The sequence below is a fragment of the Hymenobacter psychrotolerans DSM 18569 genome, from assembly GCF_900142395.1.
In the GTDB taxonomy this organism is placed as follows: Bacteria; Bacteroidota; Bacteroidia; order Cytophagales; family Hymenobacteraceae; genus Hymenobacter; species Hymenobacter psychrotolerans.
Genome location: NZ_FRAS01000010.1, coordinates 133,129 through 151,595 on the forward strand (window position 1 = coordinate 133,129; position 18,467 = coordinate 151,595).

The 18,467-nt window shown below is 61.2% G+C and carries 22 protein-coding genes; 8 read left to right on the top strand and 14 right to left on the bottom strand.

Annotated elements, in window-relative coordinates:
• Window positions 1-240: 240 nt before the first annotated feature.
• The 3 genes from BUE15_RS10940 (at window position 241) to BUE15_RS10950 (ending at window position 4,762) form a co-directional block, all read left to right on the top strand.
• Window positions 241-1,587, top strand: a complete 1,347-nt coding sequence (locus tag BUE15_RS10940) for a type IX secretion system plug protein (protein ID WP_084548980.1) — start codon at window positions 241-243, stop codon at window positions 1,585-1,587.
• A gap of 282 nt (window positions 1,588-1,869) precedes the next feature.
• The gene (locus BUE15_RS10945) at window positions 1,870-3,162 is read left to right on the top strand and encodes a cation:proton antiporter (protein WP_073284532.1); all 1,293 of its coding nucleotides are present in this window, start codon (window positions 1,870-1,872) and stop codon (window positions 3,160-3,162) included.
• Between the two features lie 145 nt (window positions 3,163-3,307).
• Window positions 3,308-4,762, top strand: a complete 1,455-nt coding sequence (locus BUE15_RS10950) for a M48 family metalloprotease (RefSeq protein WP_073284535.1) — start codon at window positions 3,308-3,310, stop codon at window positions 4,760-4,762.
• Window positions 4,763-4,789: 27 nt separating this feature from the next.
• Here the strand turns inward: BUE15_RS10950 and BUE15_RS21540 are convergent, their stop codons facing one another.
• From BUE15_RS21540 to BUE15_RS10965, 4 genes are all read right to left on the bottom strand, one after another.
• Window positions 4,790-5,359: a hypothetical protein gene (locus tag BUE15_RS21540; protein WP_139252226.1), complete on the bottom strand. Its 570-nt coding sequence runs from the start codon at window positions 5,357-5,359 to the stop codon at window positions 4,790-4,792.
• 89 nt (window positions 5,360-5,448) lie between these two features.
• The gene (locus BUE15_RS10955; RefSeq protein WP_019947089.1) at window positions 5,449-5,658 is read right to left on the bottom strand and encodes a zinc ribbon domain-containing protein YjdM; all 210 of its coding nucleotides are present in this window, start codon (window positions 5,656-5,658) and stop codon (window positions 5,449-5,451) included.
• Between the two features lie 140 nt (window positions 5,659-5,798).
• Window positions 5,799-6,896: a redox-regulated ATPase YchF gene (ychF, locus tag BUE15_RS10960; protein WP_073284538.1), complete on the bottom strand. Its 1,098-nt coding sequence runs from the start codon at window positions 6,894-6,896 to the stop codon at window positions 5,799-5,801.
• Between the two features lie 249 nt (window positions 6,897-7,145).
• Window positions 7,146-7,493 (bottom strand): DUF3276 family protein, encoded by a 348-nt coding sequence (locus BUE15_RS10965; protein WP_073284540.1) that lies wholly within the window; start codon window positions 7,491-7,493, stop codon window positions 7,146-7,148.
• 307 nt (window positions 7,494-7,800) lie between these two features.
• Between BUE15_RS10965 and BUE15_RS10970 the strand changes: the two genes are divergently transcribed.
• Both BUE15_RS10970 and BUE15_RS10975 read left to right on the top strand, forming a co-directional pair.
• Window positions 7,801-8,721, top strand: coding sequence for a DUF58 domain-containing protein (locus BUE15_RS10970; RefSeq protein WP_073284543.1), 921 nt, complete (start codon window positions 7,801-7,803; stop codon window positions 8,719-8,721).
• Between the two features lie 9 nt (window positions 8,722-8,730).
• Entirely contained in the window at window positions 8,731-8,946 is a 216-nt protein-coding gene (locus tag BUE15_RS10975; protein ID WP_073284546.1) for a hypothetical protein, read from the top strand.
• Between the two features lie 6 nt (window positions 8,947-8,952).
• On the opposite strand, the gene BUE15_RS10980 is transcribed toward BUE15_RS10975, so the two are convergent.
• From BUE15_RS10980 to BUE15_RS10995, 4 genes are read right to left on the bottom strand one after another with little or no spacing between them, the layout of a single operon-like run.
• A complete protein-coding gene (locus BUE15_RS10980) occupies window positions 8,953-9,627 on the bottom strand; it encodes a DNA-3-methyladenine glycosylase family protein (protein WP_084548981.1) in 675 nt (224 codons plus the stop codon).
• Between the two features lie 27 nt (window positions 9,628-9,654).
• Window positions 9,655-10,320 carry a metallophosphoesterase gene (locus tag BUE15_RS10985; RefSeq protein ID WP_073284549.1) on the bottom strand — a complete coding sequence of 222 codons (666 nt, stop codon included), beginning with the start codon at window positions 10,318-10,320 and terminating at the stop codon, window positions 9,655-9,657.
• A gap of 12 nt (window positions 10,321-10,332) precedes the next feature.
• The gene (locus BUE15_RS10990) at window positions 10,333-11,601 is read right to left on the bottom strand and encodes a cation:proton antiporter (protein ID WP_073284552.1); all 1,269 of its coding nucleotides are present in this window, start codon (window positions 11,599-11,601) and stop codon (window positions 10,333-10,335) included.
• Between the two features lie 35 nt (window positions 11,602-11,636).
• Window positions 11,637-12,668: a threonine aldolase family protein gene (locus tag BUE15_RS10995; protein WP_073284555.1), complete on the bottom strand. Its 1,032-nt coding sequence runs from the start codon at window positions 12,666-12,668 to the stop codon at window positions 11,637-11,639.
• Window positions 12,669-12,768: 100 nt separating this feature from the next.
• Here BUE15_RS10995 and BUE15_RS21950 point away from each other — a divergent pair, with 100 nt between their 5' ends.
• Window positions 12,769-12,933: a hypothetical protein gene (locus BUE15_RS21950; protein WP_170865237.1), complete on the top strand. Its 165-nt coding sequence runs from the start codon at window positions 12,769-12,771 to the stop codon at window positions 12,931-12,933.
• Window positions 12,934-13,050: 117 nt separating this feature from the next.
• Here BUE15_RS21950 and BUE15_RS11005 read toward each other — a convergent pair whose 3' ends face one another.
• Window positions 13,051-13,545, bottom strand: coding sequence for a metallophosphoesterase family protein (locus tag BUE15_RS11005; protein ID WP_073284613.1), 495 nt, complete (start codon window positions 13,543-13,545; stop codon window positions 13,051-13,053).
• 314 nt (window positions 13,546-13,859) lie between these two features.
• Between BUE15_RS11005 and BUE15_RS11010 the strand changes: the two genes are divergently transcribed.
• The gene (locus BUE15_RS11010) at window positions 13,860-14,561 is read left to right on the top strand and encodes an NUDIX hydrolase (protein WP_073284560.1); all 702 of its coding nucleotides are present in this window, start codon (window positions 13,860-13,862) and stop codon (window positions 14,559-14,561) included.
• 20 nt (window positions 14,562-14,581) lie between these two features.
• Window positions 14,582-15,067, top strand: coding sequence for a hypothetical protein (locus tag BUE15_RS11015; RefSeq protein ID WP_073284563.1), 486 nt, complete (start codon window positions 14,582-14,584; stop codon window positions 15,065-15,067).
• A gap of 76 nt (window positions 15,068-15,143) precedes the next feature.
• On the opposite strand, the gene coaD is transcribed toward BUE15_RS11015, so the two are convergent.
• The 5 genes from coaD to BUE15_RS11040 all read right to left on the bottom strand — a co-directional run.
• Entirely contained in the window at window positions 15,144-15,608 is a 465-nt protein-coding gene (gene coaD, locus BUE15_RS11020) for a pantetheine-phosphate adenylyltransferase (RefSeq protein ID WP_073284566.1), read from the bottom strand.
• Window positions 15,609-15,708: 100 nt separating this feature from the next.
• Window positions 15,709-16,617: a DUF3822 family protein gene (locus BUE15_RS11025; protein WP_170865238.1), complete on the bottom strand. Its 909-nt coding sequence runs from the start codon at window positions 16,615-16,617 to the stop codon at window positions 15,709-15,711.
• Between the two features lie 99 nt (window positions 16,618-16,716).
• On the bottom strand, window positions 16,717-17,223 hold the full coding sequence (locus BUE15_RS11030) for an NUDIX domain-containing protein (protein ID WP_073284572.1): 507 nt from the start codon (window positions 17,221-17,223) through the stop codon (window positions 16,717-16,719).
• Window positions 17,224-17,248: 25 nt separating this feature from the next.
• Complete coding sequence (locus tag BUE15_RS11035; RefSeq protein ID WP_073284575.1) at window positions 17,249-17,854, bottom strand: DUF4126 domain-containing protein; 606 nt, start codon at window positions 17,852-17,854, stop codon at window positions 17,249-17,251.
• 107 nt (window positions 17,855-17,961) lie between these two features.
• Window positions 17,962-18,467 (bottom strand): transposase (locus BUE15_RS11040; RefSeq protein WP_317614841.1); only part of this gene is annotated, 506 nt, incomplete at its 5' end.

Sequence of the window (18,467 nt, forward strand, 5' to 3'; positions counted from 1 at the left end):
GGGTTTCGGGCGGGGCGGATGGGGGTTCGGGGGCCGGGCTGGGGGCGTAGCAGGGAGTGGGCGCGCCGTTGGGGGCTGCCGCCGGGTGGTGGGGCGCAGCGGGTAGCACGTCGCTGTGGCTGTGCCGGTCATCGCACACCAGAGAAGGGGAGTAGCGGAAAACAGCTATTCTGCCACGGCCTGCCACTATTCATCGTTCACCGAGACGCGAAGCAAAAGCTTCGCGCTACCTTCGCCGCTATGCGTCTTTCTGCCTTCCTGCTTCCGCTTCTGCTGCTTGCCGCGGCCTGCGTGCCGCTCGGCACCCCCATCACCGACCCCAACGCCGCGCGCCGGCCCGCCACCACCGGGCAGGTGGCCTCCACGGAGTACTACGCCGACAAAACCCTGCGCTATCAGGACTACGTGTACGACCCCAACGTGCGCACCGTGCTGTGCTACGTGCAGTCGGGCACGACCAACGAAATATTTACGCCGCCCGTGGTGCCGCTCAGCCAGGACCAGCCGATTGTGCTGGAGTTCGACCTGCTCGGCGACCAGAGCCAGCGCCTGACGGCCAAACTCGTGCACTGCGACGCCGACTGGAAGCCGTCCATCCTGACGGATATGCAGTTTCTGAGCGAGATAAACGACATTCTCATCACCAACTACCGCACCTCCGTCAACACGAAAGTGCCCTACTACCACTACAGCATGCGGGCGCCGCGCGTGAAACTGAGCGGCAACTACCTGCTGGTGGTGCAGGGTGCCGGGGGCACGCCGCTGCTCAGCCGCCGCCTGCTGGTGTACGACAACAGCGTGCAGATTTCGATGAAGCAGGGCATTCCGGTGGGCGGGCAGGAGCGCTACACCCTGCAGCAGATTGACTTCGGCATCCGCTACAGCATGCAGCTCGTGAATCCGGCGCAGGAAGTGAAAGTGGTGCTGCGCCAGAATTTCCGCTGGGACAATGCCAAGTACAACCTGCGCCCCACCTTCGTGCGCGACATCGACCGGCAGCTCGATTACCAGTATTTCAACTTCGAAAACGCCTTCCCGGCCCTGAGCGAGTTCCGGTTTTTTGACCTGCGCACGTTCCGCTCCATCGGCATTGGGGTGGCGGGGCTCAATGCCGAAGCCTCGCCCCGGCAGGCGCTGCTGCAGCCCGATGCCTCGCGCAACGGGCAGGGCTACACGCAGTTCGAGGACATCAACGGGCAGCGCGTGATTGAGAGCCGCGAGTACGGCAACGGCGCCACCAACGCCGATTACCTCGACGTGACGTTTCAGTTGCGGGCCCCGCAGCCGGCCGCCGGCCCCGTATACGTGCTGGGCGCCCTCACCGACTGGCAGCTCAAGGACGAGTTCCGGCTGACTTACGACGCCGAAAAGCAGCTCTACAGCGGCCACGCGCTGCTCAAGCAGGGCTACTACAACTTCATCTACGCCACCCAGACCCCGCAGGGACCCAACAGCGTGCAGTGGGAGGGAAGCCACCAGGAAACCGAAAACCAGTACGACCTGCTGGTGTATTACCGCCCGCCCGGCACCCGCGCCGACCTGCTGATCGGCTACCAGAGTATCGACTTTAACAGTCGCCGGCCGTAAGGAGCCCACCCCGGTCCGACGCGGAGGCGTCCGACCGGTCGTTGCCCGAGCGGTAAGGAGCCTCAGGTTGCTGGCCGGGCCAAAGATGGAGCAACGATAACCGGCCGTTGTGAGCGTTGCGGTGGGTGAAAAACAGGCGGCCAAGCCGAGGGCCGGGCAGGCGGCAACTGGTCCGACGCCTCCGGCGTCGGGGCGGGGCAGGCGTTGGGGCGGACCGCGTGGGGTAGCTAAATGCGGTGAGGCTGCGTAAAGGGAGGACTGTTCTGCTCACTCTCCCTGCCTATGTCGCTCTACAATCTGATTCTGGTGGTGCTGGGCGTAGCTATTCTGGCGGTGGCCTGGCTGCCGTCGTTGCTGCGCAAGTACCCGCTTTCCTATCCTATCGTATTTGTAGCGCTGGGGGCGCTGGTATTCTGGCTGCCACTGGGCCTGCCCAACCCCGACCCAATCGAGCATTCCTCGTTCGTTACGCACCTCACCGAAATCTGCGTGACGGTGGCCCTGACCGGCACCGGCCTCAAGATTGACCGGAAGTTTTCGTTGTGGCGCTGGCGGGCTCCTTTGCAGTTGGTGCTGGTGCTCATGGTCATCACCATCGGTATTTATGCGGTGGTAGCGTGGCGGCTGGGCGGGCTGCTACCGGCTTCGGCGCTGCTGCTGGCCGCCACGCTGGCCCCCACCGACCCCGTGCTGGCCGGCGACGTGCAGGTGGGCAAGCCCGGCGAAGGCGGCGAAGACAACGTGCGCTTTGCTCTCACCGGCGAGGCCGGCCTCAATGATGGGCTGGCCTTTCCGTTTGTGCATCTGGCGGCGCTCCTGCTGCCCGCGGCGCTGCTGCCTTTTTCGGAGCAGCTGTTTCACTGGGCCTGGATGGATGTGCTGTACCGCACGGCCGTGGGCGTGGGGGGCGGCTGGCTGGCGGGCAAGGTGCTGTCCTTCCTGATTTTTGATCTGCCCCGCCGCATACGCATCAACCCCGAAGCGTATGGGTTTGTGGCGCTGGCCGTTACGCTCACGGCCTACGGGCTGATTGAGCTGCTGCATGGCTACGGCTTCCTGGCCGTGTTTATTGCCGCCGTTACGCTGCGGGGGCACGAGCGAAGCCACGAATACCACACCGAGATGCACGAATTCACGGATCAGCTGGAGCGGCTGTTTATCGTGGTTATTCTGATTCTGTTCGGTGGGGCACTCGTGCGCGGGCTGCTGGCGCCCCTCACCTGGTCGGGGGCAGCGCTGGGCCTGTTTCTGCTGCTGATTCTGCGCCCCATCGGCGGCATCCTGACCCTGGGCCGCAGCCGCGTGAGCTGGCCCGAGCGGCTGGTGATTTCGTTTTTCGGCATTCGTGGTATCGGCTCGTTCTTCTACTTGGCCTACGCGCTGAGCAAGCACGACTTCCCCAACGCTCCTGAGCTCTGGGCCATCACCGGCTTCACCGTCCTCACTTCCATCATCCTGCACGGTGCCCTGGCCACGCCCGTCATGGACTGGCTGGACCGCCGCCACGGCCGCCCCACGGCGCTGGAGCTGGAGGAGCAGCAACTCGAGGAGCAGGAAAAACGCCCGGCTTCCTGAGCCGCTTGGGGCGTAGTGGGCTAGTGCCCGAGCCGGAGCGGGGGAAACTGGCACAGTAGTAGCATCTGCCTGAGGCAGCAGCGTAACCTTTGCCCTGTTGAGGTTCGTTGCAGTCCTATTCCTTTCCCGCTCTACTTTCCCTGCCATGCAACCTACTCTCTCTTCCATGCTGCGCGCCGGTGCTTTGCTGGCCGTACTGCTGCCGCTGGGCAGCGCCCGCCCGGCCGTCTCTCACCGGGTTCTTACGCGTCCGGTGCTGCCGGTGCAGGGTGCCCAGCCCGATCCGCAGGTTATTGCCCAGTTCGGCTTGCTCGATAACAGCAAGCTGCAGAGCTACATCGACACCAAAGGCATGCAGATGGGTCGGATTTCCGACCGCCCTGCTGATGTAAAAGGCTTCACTATCGTCGATTCGCCCATCATCAACGCCTTTGCCACGCCCGATGGCCACGTGTATTTCACGCGCGGCATCATGGCGCATTTCAACAATGAGGCGCAGTTCAGCGGGGTGCTCGGCCACGAAATCGGGCACATTACGGCCCGCCACGGCCAGAAGCAGCAGACCCGCTCCACCATTGCCAACGGCGCCCTGATTTTGGGCTCCATCCTGTCGAAGCGGGTAGCATCTATTGCGCAGCCGGCCTCGCAGGTAGTGGGCCTGGGCCTGCTCAAATATGGCCGCGACGACGAAAACGAGTCCGATAAGCTGGGCGTGAAATACTCCAGCGCCATCGGCTACGACCCGGCTTCGATGGCCGATTTTTTCCTGACCCTTGCGCGCACCGAGCAAAGCAGCGGCGCGGCCACCGTGCCCACGTTCCTGTCGTCGCACCCCAACTCCGCCGACCGGTACCAGAATGTGAAGAAGATGGCGCTGCAGGCCGAGCAGCAGGCCGGCCGCCAGCTGGCCGTCAACCGCGACCAGTACCTGCGCATGATTGAGGGCCTGCCCTACGGCGACAACCCGCGCGAGGGCTACGTGGAAAGCAGCGTTTTCTACCACCCCGACCTGAAATTCCAGTTTCCGGTGCCGCAGGGCTGGAAGTCGCAGAACTCGCCCAGCCAGTTTCAGATGGCCGAGCCCAACGGCAAAGCGGTTATCGTGCTGCTGCCCGCCGGCAACAAAGGCCTCGATGAAACGGCCCAGGCTCTGGTGCAGCAGCTGAAAATCCAGAACGCCCAGGCTCAGAAAACGACTATCAACGGCTTCCAGGCTATTGCCATCCAGGGCGACCAGGTGGGGCAGGACCAGCAAACCGGCCAGCAGGCCATTACGGCCCGCACGCTCAGCTTCATCATCCAGGACGGCCAGAATTTGTATGCTTTCGTCGGCCTCACCTCGCCTAACGATTTCAACACTTACGCGCCGCAGTTCCAGCGCACGGCCCAGGGCTACAAGCGCCTGACGGATGCTGCCAAGTTGAACCGCCAGCCTGAGAAGGTGCGCATCAAAACCGCCAAAGCCGGCCAGACGCTGGCCCAGGCCCTCTCCGCTAATGGCATCCCATCGAAGCGCCACGAGGAAATGGCCATCCTCAACGGCATGAAAACCTCCGATAAAATGACGGCCGGCATGCTGTTTAAGGTAGTAGGGAAGTAGCAGATAATTGGCTTTAAGAAAAAAGCGTTATGCTTCAAGTTTATCGAAGCCTAGCCTTTGTATATGCTCTTCAATTTCCACTTGTTCGAACAGAATCCATACATCGTCACCGAATGGAAATCGTGGATGAAAATCTTCTTCGGCGGTATAATTTGCAACTGCAACCAAGGAAGAATCGAAATGTAAAACAATTAAGTGTGGTTCATTAAGATGTACTCTCTCAACTGAGCCACCTGCTGTATGCCATGTCGATTCTTTATAGCCATACACTGAATAAGACGTGAGTGGTTTGCCAATGCGTTGCTGCCAGTAATCTGGACTAGCCGTAAAAACAATGGCTTCCAGACAAAAGCTCTGCTGCGATACGCAAAGGCTGTACTGGCTCCATTCTTTGACAGTATCCCAACCACAATACAGGCGCAGGCCTGACCCAAAGATTAATTCTACCTGTTGGGCTATTATATCAGTACCTTGAAAATTAGTGGTTAGCCATTGTTTTTCAGCTACATCGTGGTAGAAAACGCCCGTTAATGTCTGGCCTAAAGCCAACTTCAAGGGGGCTGTGATATACTGCTCTAATGTCGAGGAAGTAGCCATTTGGAATAGGTCAACAAGCAAAAACGCCTCAGTCGATTTATTTGGCTGAGGCGTTTAAATTACTAGTTGCTATTGAAGAAACAGTGGTGTTAGGCCTTCTTCAGGAATTCGGTTTTGAGCACCATTGTGCTGCCACCAGCGCGTCCTTCAATTTCGGCGGGTGAGTTGGTGAGACGGATGTTCTTGACCACTGTGCCGCGCTTGAGTGTCAAGGACGAGCCTTTCACTTTCAGGTCCTTGATGAGCGTCACCGAGTCGCCTTCCGCGAGCAGGTTGCCGTTGCTGTCTTTTACGTCCATGAAAAGTCGGTTAGAGGGGAGTGAAAGAACGTCCTGCTGAGCTTGCCGAAGCATCTCTACCGCAGTGCTAACTAATCAGAACTACGACGAAGCGGTAGAGATGCTTCGGCAAGCTCAGCATGACGGGCAGGTATGTTCAATTACACGTTGAAGCGGAAGTGCATGATGTCGCCGTCCTGCACCACGTACTCCTTGCCTTCCACGGCCATTTTGCCGGCTTCCTTGATTTTTACCTCGGTTTTGTACTCCTGGTAATCCGCGAGCTTGATCACCTCGGCCCGGATAAAGCCTTTCTCGAAGTCGGAGTGAATAACGCCGGCCGCAGCAGGGGCTTTGTCGCCCTTGTGGATGGTCCAGGCGCGTACTTCCTGCACGCCGGCCGTGAAGTACGTAATCAGGTTGAGCAGGGAGTAGGAGGCGCGGATCAGGCGGTTCAGGCCCGATTCGGTGAGGCCATATTCGGCCAGGAACATCTCCTTTTCCTCGGGGTCTTCCATCTCCGCAATCTGCGACTCAATGGCGGCCGATACCAGCACAACCTCGGCGCCTTCCTGGGCCACGTGGGCCTGCAGGGCGGCGGTGTGGGCATTGCCAGTGGTGGCGCTGGCCTCGTCCACGTTGGCCACGTAAATCACGGGCTTGATGGTGAGCAGCTGCAAATCGGCTACGGCCTCCAGCTCTTCGGGTGTGGCCTGCACGGCGCGGGCGTTCTGGCCGTCTTCCAGCGCGGCCTTAAACTTCTGCAGGGCCGCTACTTCCTTCTTGGCTACGGCGTCGCCGCCCTTGGCCGAGCGTTCCGACTTCGCCAGCTTCTTGTCCACGCTCTCCAGATCCTTGATCTGCAGCTCGGTGTCGATAACGTCTTTGTCGAATACGGGGTCAACGCCGCCGGCTACGTGCACGATGTTGGGGTCGTCGAAGCAGCGGATAACGTGGATGATAGCATCTACCTCGCGGATGTTGGCCAGGAATTTATTGCCCAGGCCTTCGCCCTTGGAAGCGCCTTTCACCAGGCCCGCAATGTCCACAAACTCGATGATGGTGGGCAGCACCCGCTTGGGGTTCACCAGCGCCTCCAGAATCTGGAGCCGCTCATCGGGCACGGTAATCACGCCTACGTTCGGCTCGATGGTGCAGAACGGGTAGTTGGCCGATTCGGCCTTGGCGTTGGAAAGAGCGTTGAAGAGCGTGGATTTGCCGACGTTCGGCAGGCCGACGATACCGCAGCGGAGACCCATATAACAGTGAGTGAGAGGATGAATAGATGTGTGAATGGGGCAGAGCCGCGCAATTCGGGGGCAAAGGTACGGGGCTTTTCCGGGGAAAGCACGGTGCAAACGAACCGTCTGCTACCGCAAGGCTAATCGAGCACAGACGGGGCCGGTGGCCGGAAAGCAACACGGCACGCCGAGGCCGAAGCCGGGCGCGCCGTGTTGCTGAAAACAAATTGTGGTTTTGTAAGGCTGTTTCGCTAGGCTGGCGGAGGCTTAGAAGTTGTCGTCGGCACGGTTCGGGTTGAAGCCGGCTTCCCGCTCTTCGTAGGCGGGGCGGGGGCGGTCCAGCTCGGCTACCTCTTCGGCAGTCAGCAGTTCCTCGCGCACATATTCCACGGCATCCTGCAGGGCGTCCACGAACTTCAGAAAATCTTCCTTGTACAGGAAAATCTTGTGCTTCTCATACGAGAAGGTGTCGTCGTCGCGGAGCTTGCGCTTGCTTTCCGTAATGGTTAGATAATAGTCCTGGCCGCGAGTGGCTTTCACATCGAAAAAGTACGTGCGTTTGCCTGCTTTAATGCGCTGGGAGTAGATTTCTTCCTGGTCGTGACGGTCTTCCACGGGAACTTCAGTAAAGTTTTGTTATTCCAAGATGCTTGAATTTCAGCCCAAAGTACAACTACTCCCGATGATATAAAAATTTCGAGTAACTGTTTCTGTTATAAATCCTTGATTATCTTGAAGAAGCTTAATATATGGATAGGTAGGCGGCCCCACAGAAGCAGCTATTTGTTGGAATATGGAAAGACGGAATCTGCGGTATATCTAATTGTGCCTATACCTGTGTCACCTTTCCCGCTTCTTTGTTTCTTTGGTGTGTCGGCCTCTCTTTTCCGGCCGGTCTGCGTTGCTTTTTTGCTGATATTGTATGGCTCAACCCCTTAACCTGGCGGCTGTTCGCTCCTTCGAAAACCTGGAATTTTTGGCCCGCCAACTGGTAGAAGGCTTCATTACGGGGCTGCACCAGTCGCCGTACCACGGCTTTTCGGTGGAATTCTCGGAGCACCGCCTCTACAACCCGGGCGAAAGCACGCGCCACCTCGACTGGAAAGTGTTTGCCCGCACCGATAAGCTGTTTGTGAAGCGCTACGAGGAGGAAACCAACCTGCGCTGCCACCTGCTGCTCGATGTGAGCCCCAGCATGTATTACCCCGAGCCCGGCCACGACAAGCTGCGGTTTGCGGTACTGTGCGCGGCCGCCCTCACCACGCTGCTCCAGAAGCAGCGCGACGCCGTGGGCCTAGTGACATTTGCCAGCCAAGTGGAGCTGCAGACGCCGGTGCGCTCTACCAGCACCCACCGCCACACGCTGCTGCTGGCCCTGCAGCAGCTTCTGGAGCGCCCGGCCGGCCCGGCCCGCGCCGCCACCGACGTGTCGGGTGTCATTCATACCATCGCGCAGCAGATTCCGAAACGCTCCTTGGTAATCCTCTTTTCGGATATGCTGGGCCGCGCCCCGGAGGAGCAAACCGCCACGCTGGCCGCGCTGCAGCACCTGCGCCACCAGCACCACGAAGTGCTGCTGTTCCACGTCATGGACCGCGCCACGGAGGCCGATTTCGACTTCCAGGACCGCCCGTACGTGTTTGAGGACATCGAAACGGGCGAAACCGTGAAGCTGCAGCCGGCTCAGGTGCGGGAGCAGTACCGCGCCGCCATGCGCACCTACGAGCATGAGCTGGCCCTGCGCTGCGGCCAGTACAAGATTGACTTCGTGCCCGTCGATATCCGGGAGCCTTTCGACAAGGTTCTGTACGCGTATCTGGTGAAGCGCGGCAAGGTGCGCTAACTTTGCGCTATGGATGAATTTGCGTTTGCCGTTGGTCTGTTTCTGGTGGCGTCGTTTTCGGCGCTGGTAACGGCCTACATTGCCCACATGCACGGCCGGCCGCTGCTGCGCTGGTTGCTGATCGGGTTCTGTTTGCCGCTGCTGGGCATCTTCGTGGCCATGGCCCTGTCTGTGCGCGACGCCCGCCGCGAGGAGGCCGCCGAGGAAGAGCAGAAACGCCGGTAGCCGGCCTTACTGCTCCGGGGCCGGCGTATTGTCCAGTGACTGCCACAGGTATTTGCAGGCGAGGCTGCGGTAGGGCCGCCAGGGCTCGGCAATTTCCGTCATGCGCCTGAGCAGCGCCCGGTCGGTTTCCTGCAGGCCGTAGTGGCGACGCATGGCGTTCTGCACGCCCAGGTCGCCTTCCGCAAATACGTCGGGATGGTCCAGCGCGAACATCTGCAGCATCTGAGCGGTCCAGCGGCCGACGCCTTTTATCTGGGTGAGGTGCCGCGTGAAGTCGTCTTCCGGCAGCTGGCTCAGGTGGGCGTGGTCGAGCTGGTCGCGCAGGGCGAAGTCCGCAATGGCCCGCAGATAGCCCGCTTTCTGCCGCGAGATGCCCGCCGTGCGCAGGTCCTCATCGGTCAGCTCAACCAGCGCCAGCGGCTCGGGGTAGCCGTCGGGCGGAAACAGGGCCTGCACTTTGCGCCAGATAGCGGCCGCGGCTTTCGTGGAAATCTGCTGGCTTACGATGGCCCGCAGCAGCGCCAGGTACAAATCTTCGTGAGCAGATGGCTGAATCGGGCGGCCCCGCGCAATGATGCCCGCCAGCACCGGGTCGGCCTGCGAAAGGTGGCGGATAGCCTCATCGGGTGATGGTTCGGCGGAGGTTGGCGCAAAGGCCGGGGTATGGGGAACAGAAGCCATAGCTCAGAGAAACTGGATAGAAAAACGCTACTCAGCAGCAATATCGGCGCGGTGCGTGTGAATGATGATTTCCTCCAGCAACTCGCCCGTAGCCGCCAGCCGCACGCCGGTCAGCGCAAACCCGAAGCACGCCCCGGTATCAATATTGAGCACATTGGTGGCCGGATCATACGTTGGGTCGCCGTTGGTGGGGGTGTGCCCGATAACCTGCCGGCGGCCCATGTTCAGCAGCGGCCCGCGCCGCCAGAGCAGGCCATCCGGATGGTCTTCGTCGAGCTGGTGGGGCGTATCCGCGAAGCCGGCGTGGCTGATCAGCAGGTGCTGACTTTGCCAGTAGAGGGGCCGGCGGGCCAGCCACGCAAGGTGCGGCTCGAGCAGCGCCGGGCACGCCTCATACTGCTGCACCGTGCTGCGGCCGCCCCAGCGCAACCAGCCCGCATAAGGCCCGGCCGGCCCGAAGTGGCGCAGCATGGCCGCCTCGTGGTTGCCTTTCAGAAAAGTCGTCTGACCCGGATGGCGCACTTCCAAACTGATAGCCAGCGCCACACATTCGGGGCTGTAACGGCCCCGGTCTATCAGGTCGCCGACCTGAATCAGCTGCTCCGATTCGGGCCGCCAATGCTGGAGCACCGCCTCCAGCGTGTGGAGGCAGCCGTGCACGTCCCCAATCACAAATACGTCCTGTGCGGCCATTGCGGAGGCTGATTAGTGTCCGGATTCTTCGGAAGCAGGCGGCCCCGTGCTCAGTCCCAGGTGCTTCACCAACGGGCCCAGGCTGAGGCCCTGCACAATGATGCTGAATATCACCACCACGTAGGTAATGCCCACAATCAACTCACGCGGCATGGTATCGGGCAGGGAAAGGGCCAGCGCCACCGATATGCCGCCGCGCAACCCGCCCCAGGTGAGGATGCGCAGCGTAGGCCGGTCGAAAAAGTACCAGCGGCGCAGCAGCCCCAGCGGCACCGCCACCGACAGCAGCCGGCCCAGCAGCACCACCCCAATAGTGACGGCGCCAATGAGCAGTGTGGTGCGGCTGATGCGCAGTACCAGCAACTCCAGCCCGATGAGCACGAACAGCACGGCATTCAGAATCTCGTCGAGCACCTCCCAAAACTTATCCAAGTAGTCGCGCGACTCATCGGAGCTGGCCTGCCGGCCCTTGCTGCCCACAATCAGGCCGGCCACCACAATTACCAGCGGCGCCGAGGTGTGCAGCGAGGCAGCCAGGGCCGTGCCGCCCATCACCAGCGCCAGCGTAATCAGCACTTCCACCTGGTAGTTGTCGATGGTGCGCAGGGCGCGGTAGGTGGCGTAGCCGAGCACGGCGCCCAAGGCCAGACCACCCACCACTTCGCGCAGGAAGAGTTGCCCGACAACGCTGAGCGTGGCGGCTTCGCGGCCGGCTTCGGCTATCTGAAACAAGCTCACAAAGAGCACCACCGCAATGCCATCATTGAAGAGCGACTCGCCCACAATTTTGATTTCCAGGATTTTGTCGATGCGCGCTTCTTTCAGAATGCCCATCACGGCAATCGGGTCGGTGGGGGAGATGAGCGCGCCGAACAGCAGGCAGTACACGTAGTCCAGCGGCATCCCGAACACGGGCAGCAGCCAATAAAGCGTAGTGCCGATGAGCAGCGTGGACAGAATGGTGCCCGCTGAAGCCAATGCCGCTACCGGCAGCCGCTGGCTGCCCAGCGCGCGCACATCCACGTGTATGGCCCCCGCAAACAGCAGAAAGCTCAGCATTACCTGCATCACCACGGCATGAAAGTCGAGGTTGCGCACCATCTCACTCACCTGCATCACCCACGGCACCTGCAACTCCCCCAGCGCCACGGCGCCCAGCGAAAAAATGAGGGCCAGCACCATGATACCAATGGTGGCGGGCAGCCGCAGAAAGCGGTGGTTGAGGTAGCCGAACGAGGCCGCCACGACCAGCAGGAGCGCGAAGGTGTTGTAGAGTTCCAACAGACGAAGGGGTTACATGAAAGCTACCGGGCGCCTCAGGATGCCAGGTGCCGCAATACGCTTTCTACGCGCTGCAGCATCGTGTCGTCTATGTCCAGGTGCGTTACGAAGCGAATCATCTGCGGCCCAAACGAGGAGGCCCGCACGCCTTCCTGCTCCAGATACGCCAGAAACTTCTCGGCCGGCATATCGGGGCGCAGGCGGAATATCACGAGGTTGGTTTCAACGGGTAGCACCTCGGCTACGTAGGGCTGGGCCTGCAGGATGCTGCCCAGCTGGCGGGCGCGGCGGTGGTCGTCGCGGAGGCGCTCCACGTTGTGTTCCAGCGCGTAGAGGCCGGCCGCGGCCAGATAGCCCGCCTGCCGCATGCCGCCGCCCATCACCTTCCGGATACGCTTGGTTTTCTGGATAAACGCCTGGCTGCCCAGCAGCACCGAGCCCACCGGCGCGCCCAGCCCCTTGCTCAGGCACACCGAAATAGTGTCGAAGATGCGGCCGTACTCGGTGGCCTGCTGGCCGGTAGCTACCAGCGCGTTGAAAATGCGGGCGCCATCGAGGTGTAGTGGAATGCGGTGCCGCCGGGCTACTTCGGCAATGGCTTCCAGCTCAGCCAGCTCGTGGCAGCTGCCGCCGCCGCGGTTGTGCGTGTTTTCGAGCGAAATGAGGCTGGTGGTTGGGTAATGTACGTTTACGGGCCGGATGGCAGCTTCCACCTGCGCGGCCGTCAGGCGGCCCCGCTCGCCGGGCAGCAGCGCCACCGAAGCGCCCGAATGAAACGCAATACCGCCCACTTCCCAGAGGTAGATGTGCGAGGTCTGCTCACAGATTACTTCGCTCAGCGGCTCGGTGTGGGCCTTGATGGCAATCTGGTTGGTCATGGTGCCGGAGGGGCAGAACAGGCCGGCTTCCAGCCCGAAACGAGCGGCAGTTTCCTGCTCCAGCGCCCGTACGGTGGGGTCTTCTTCGTATACATCGTCGCCGACGCGGGCCTGAAACATAGCATCCAGCATGGCTGGCGTGGGGCGCGTCACGGTATCAGAACGCAGGTCAATTATCGAATCTGTCATGAGTTTAGAGAACGGAAATAGGGGAAAGGTTTCCCGGTGTCAAATTTAGTCGTTACTTTTGCCCCTCAATTACCGAAAGACCTTAACCGACCCGGAAAAAATGAGCGTTACCCGTCTGAAGCGGAAGCACCGCAAGAACATTGCCCGCGCTAACAACAAGCAGCGCGTGATTAAGCAACTCCTCCTGACTCCCGTTCTGAAGAACGTGGACATCGAAGAACTGAAAGCCCGCTTCAACAAGAGCGAAGCTACGACGGCTGCGTAAGCAAGCGCCGTCTGGCAGCCTGCCCCCGGTGTCGGTGGGTTTTGGTCAGAAATTTCAAAAGCGTTTTTCCCACCCGGGAAAGACGCTTTTTTTGTGCCCGGGCAGCCGTTGGGCGGTTTATTTCGGCCCCAGCTCTACTACCTGCAGCTGCTGCGCTTTGCCCTGCGCTACTTCAAACAGCAGCAGCGTGCGGACCTTGTGGAAGCCGTGGCGGCCAGCTGCGCCGGGGTTCAGGTGTAGCAGCTGCAGGCGCGGGTCGGGCATCACTTTGAGGATGTGCGAGTGGCCGCTGATGAACAGGCCGGGGCGGTGCTCCTGCAGCAGCGGCCGGGCCGCCGGGCTGTAGTGGCCCGGGTAGCCGCCGATGTGGGTCATGAGCACCGACAGGCCTTCCAGCTCAAAATGCTGCACCAGCGGCTGCGTCAGGCGCACGTCGCGGCCATCGATGTTGCCGTACACGCCGCGCAGAGGGGCCACCGTTTCCAGTTCCTCAACCACGGCGCTGGTCCCGAAGTCGCCGGCGTGCCAGATTTCGTCGCAGCCACGCAGATGATGCAGAATCCGGTCATCGAGGTAGCTGTGCGTGTCGGAGAGCAGACCAATTTTTTTCATAAGGCGAAGGTAAGGCTGCCGAGGCGGACCGGAAATGGCCCGTGCCCGGCAAACTCCCGGCTTCTGCGTGCTGCCAAGCACGTTGCGGGTGGTGGCCCGCTCCGCTGGCCGGCCGGTGGCGGCGGGGCCCTGGGCACGGGCAGGCACCGGGGCAGCCGGGTTCACGATATTCGTGGGGGCCACCACAACACAACGGTGCGCATCCCGTATCTTGCCCCTCCTGGGGCCGGTTTTCGTTTGCCGATATTTATGCTGTGCTTTGTGGCCGCCCCTGGCTCTGGTTTCTTTTTGTTGCTTCTCCTGTTTGCCCCGCGATGAACGTCTTCATCAACGATATTCCGCTGATTATCAAGAAAAACAGCGAGAAAATATACAAGCACAAGTACGACCTGATCCTGAATCCGGAAGATGAGTTCATCTCCAAGGATCTGGTAGGGGATGTGCTCGTGCGCGACGTCACGGACGTATTTGTGGACCGGCTGCTGCGCCTGATGGAAGTGAAGAAGCTTAAGAAGCTCAAGTCGCTGACCATGCTGGCCCGCAAGAAAAAGCGGCTGATTCTGCATCTCAAAGACCAGTTCCGCATCGTGAAAGCGGCCGGCGGCCTCGTGGTGAAAGATGGCAAAGTGCTGATGATCTACCGACTTGGGAAGTGGGATTTGCCCAAGGGCAAGCTCAAGAAGGAAGAAGACCCGGCCATTGGGGCGCTGCGCGAAGTGGAAGAAGAGTGCAACATCGCGGTGGAACTGGGCGAGAAACTGCCCAGCACCTGGCACTCCTACGCCTACAACGGTAACAAAATCCTGAAGAAAACCAACTGGTACGTCATGCGCTGTCTCGACGACACGCTGATGAAACCCCAGGCGGAAGAATATATCGAGGAAGTGCGCTGGATGACGCCGCAGGAGGCCCTGGCCGTGCTGGAAGAGTCGTATTCGAGCATTTCCCTGGTCATGCGCCACTACCTCAGCGAAGTAATGGGCTCGACGCCCGCCAGCGAACCATCGGCCACCTAAGTTTTAGCTCTCTACTCTCCATGCGCCTTTCGTTTCTCTCTTTGTCTGCCGCGCTGCTGCTGAGCGGCCTGGCCGCCTGCACCGGTTCCCAGACTGCTTCCGAAGCCGACACGCCCGCCACGGGCCGCGCCGAAGCCGTAGCGCCCGGCGGCCTCAACCTGCCGCTGCTCGTTGGCCGCAACATCGACCAGGTGCGCCGCAGCCTGGGAACTCCGCGCGAAACCAAGGACCAGAAAATCGGGCTGGAGCCTACTGCCGAGCAGATGAAGGCGACGAAAGGGGAGGACTGGGTGAATACGTTCGAGAAGAACGGCACCACCATAGTGGCCACCTACAACGCCCGTACCCGCAAAGTGAACAACCTGGTGGTGCTGGGCAGCGACGAAGATGAGCTCATGCGCCGCGCCAACCTCAGCCTGACCGATGCCAGCTACACCGTGCAGCCCATTACCGACCCCCAGAACCCTGGCAGCACCGTAGGCCTGCGCGTCACGAAAAACAACTAAATCGGGCTTCCCAGCAAGCAGAAAGGGGCACCGCGTAACTAGCGCGGTGCCCTTTTTCGTTTTTGTCTGCTCGCACTCAGCCCTCGAAAGCCGGCAGCCTGAACGGCACAAAATCATCGACGTTGCCGCCGAAACGGTGAATCTCACGGATGATGGTGCTGCTGATGGCCGCCAGCGCCGGCGACGTAATCAGGAATACGGTTTCCAGCTCGGGGTTTACGTGGCGGTTGGCCTGCGCAATGGTGTTTTCGTACTCGAAGTCGGTGGTGTTGCGCAGGCCGCGCAGCAGAAACCGGGCGCCTGCTTCGCGGGCATAATCGGCGGTGAGGCCTTTGTAGGACTGCACCTCCACGCGCGGCTCGTCGCGGAAAACCTCGGCTATCATCTCCGTCATCTGCTCTACGGGCAGGTAGCGGTTCTTGCTGCTGTTGTTGCCGATGGCAATAATGACCTTATCAAACAGCACCGTGCCGCGCCGCACCACATCCAGATGGCCGTTGGTGAAGGGGTCGAAGGAGCCGGGAAAAAGGGCAATCCGCATGGAGAGTAGCTGAGTAAGTGAGTAGCTGAGTAGAGAGTAGCTGAGCAGCGGAGTAACTGAGTATGTTCGTACTCAGTTACTCCGCTGCTCAGCTACTCACTTACTCGCAGAGGTGCAGGCTGTAGAGCTCGAAGAAACGGTACTCAAACAGCTCGTTCAGGCGGTAGCTGTAGCCCAGGTCGAAGGGGCGGTTGCCGAACTTGATATGGCGGATGTACTTGCGCAGAATAGTAAACAGCTCCGAATCGTGCATCAGGTCGCCCCACACAACTATGGGGTCCTGGTCGGGGTTGAGCTGAAACTCCTGCATCACCAGAATGGTGTAGTAAATCAGGTCTTCCGGCGAGCTGAAGGCGAAAACGTTGCAGAACTCCGGCCGCTTGTCCCGGATGACCACGACCGTCAGCTCCAGGTGCCCGATGCTCAGGTAGAGGCGGCGCGGGGCGGCCGGGTCGCTCTGGTGCATGAGGCCTTCGAGCAGGCTGCTGGTCTGGTGCAGGAGCGTGCCGGTAGGATAGACGGTACGAAACCAATCGGTCAGGGACTTTTCGGCCGCGAAAATGCTCACCAGCTCCTGCCCCGGGTGCGCGTACGAGTGCACGGTTTCGTGCTGCGCATCGACGGAGTGGTGCAGGCGCAGATACGCGGCTTCGTCGCCGGCGCGAAACAAGGGCGCGGGCAGCAGCGTGAAGTGCCGGTTCTGCACGGCCAGCCGCACGTGGTTCCAGCCCGCCAGGCCCAGCAGGTCGTGGTGGGCCGCCAGCGCCTGGAACTGCCCGCCCAGCGACGTAGCCGACTGCGGCGCGTATTCTTCCAGCACTACAAACTTGTTGCGGCGCACATCGGCAATGCCCACCCGCAGGCCAGCCGGGCCGGCGGTCAGGTAGAGGTTGTAGGCCGCCAGGTTTGCCGGAGTCAGCGTTTCATCGCGCAGGCGGTGCAGCACCGTGGGGGCAGGCAAAGAAGACAACGCGGGCACGGCAGTAGAAGCGGGAAAGGCAGAAGACACGGAAACCAGATAGTAAGGCGAAGCAGCAGGAGCGCGGGAAGGGGTAAAGGTACAAAAGGCAGCTATGGCGGCTACTACCAGCCAGGACACTGCCGTTCGTTACCGCTGAAACCGAACCTGCGGAATAAATACGTCGTCGGTGCTGATAATCTGGCGCAGAACGGGGTGCACCTGCGGAGCCGGCAGCACCACCAGCTGCCGGGTAGACACAAACGCCAGCTCCGTGAGCAGTTGTGCGTCCGCAGCATGCTCGGGGTCGGAGCCGAGGCGGGGCACGGCGGTGGGGTCGGTGGGGGTTACCTCAAAGAACAGCTCCAGCGCCTGCAGGTCGTCGCTTCGATATTCGTGCAGGTGCAGGAACCGGCCCACCACTACTTCCAATCCGGTTTCTTCCCGAAACTCGCGCCGCAGACACTCCTGAATGGTTTCGCCGAACTGCCACCCTCCGCCCGGCGGCGACCAGAAAGGGCGCGCATCGGGCAGCAGGCCGCGGTGCGCGGTGAGCAACAGCGTGCCGTTGTGCACGAGCAGCCCGCATACACGTAGCCGTACCTGGCCGGTATACGCCTCTAGCAGGTCGCGGGCAGGAAGAGAGTCAGAAGCCATGCAAACGAAGCAGGTAAATGGTAAGTCAGCTTTCCGCCAGGGCCGAAGCCGCTCCCCGGCGTTGCGTGCGGCGCTGGCGCCAGCGCCGCAGCCGGGTGGCAATATACAGCACCAGCGCCAGCATAACGGCGGCGGCCAGCGCCGGCAGCAGCAGTGCCAGCGCCGAGCCCAGAATGGCCAGGGTGTTTTCGGCGGTGGCCAGTACGGGGTTGCCGAGGCCGCCGGTGGTGGCAGTAGAGCCCGCCCGCAACAGCGCCGTGCCGGTTTGTACCATACCCGCCGTGCCGCCACCTACCAGCACGCCCAGGCCCCAGCGCACCACTGGGTCGAGGTCGGGGAGGGCGGCCGTCATAAGCACCGTGCCCGCAATAAACGATGCGGGCGTGGTGATAGTATCCAGCACATTATCGACCACCGGAAAGTAGTAGCCCAGAATTTCGGCCACTGTAGCCGTGCCCAGCGCCCCCAACGCGGCCCAGCTGCCCAGCCACGCAAAGCCGGCGGAAGGAGCCAGCAACCCAGTACGGTAAGCCAGGCTGGCGGCCAGCAGCGGCACAAATACCCGAAAGCCGCTGCACGCGGCCAGCGCCAGGCCCAGGGCCCCGCTCAATATGTATTCCTGTGGTAGCATGGTGGGCGAGAAAAACGCGGAAGCAGGCGTGTAGGCCGGCAGACAAGGCGGAACTGCTCAAATCTAGCTTAAAATAGTGATAATGCTATAATAACCCAAGTTGCGGGCTATAAGCCGGCTTGGTGGAGGGTGTGGGCGAAAATGAAGAGGGCAATTTTCAGAGCGAATCCGGCGGCTGTCACGGCGTGAATCTGCTTGGGAAAGCGGGCCGTGAGCTGGCTGAAACAGGTTTCAATGCCCTTGCGAAAATACTGGAGCAGAAAGACTTGCGCCGGATGCAGCGGCCGTGTGCTGTTCGTGCGGCGAGCCGTGACCTGCTGGCTGCCGCTGGCCTCGTGGAAGAGGTCCTCGGCCACGTAGTCCGTGTAGCCGGCATGGGTGTACAGGACGCTACCGATGGGCAGGTCCAACGGCAGCCCGCGCTGGCCGGTTTGCTCCGACTCGGCCCCGGCGTGGATGTGGAACTCGACGGGAATGCCGTCGCTGGTTGCCACCACCTGCACTTTCAGGCCGTAAAACCAACTGCGCTTGCTGGCGCAGCGGCCGTGGTAGGCCTTGCCCGTCAAGAGCTTGCAGCGCGGAATGCGCGTGTTGTGGCACACGGCCACCGGAA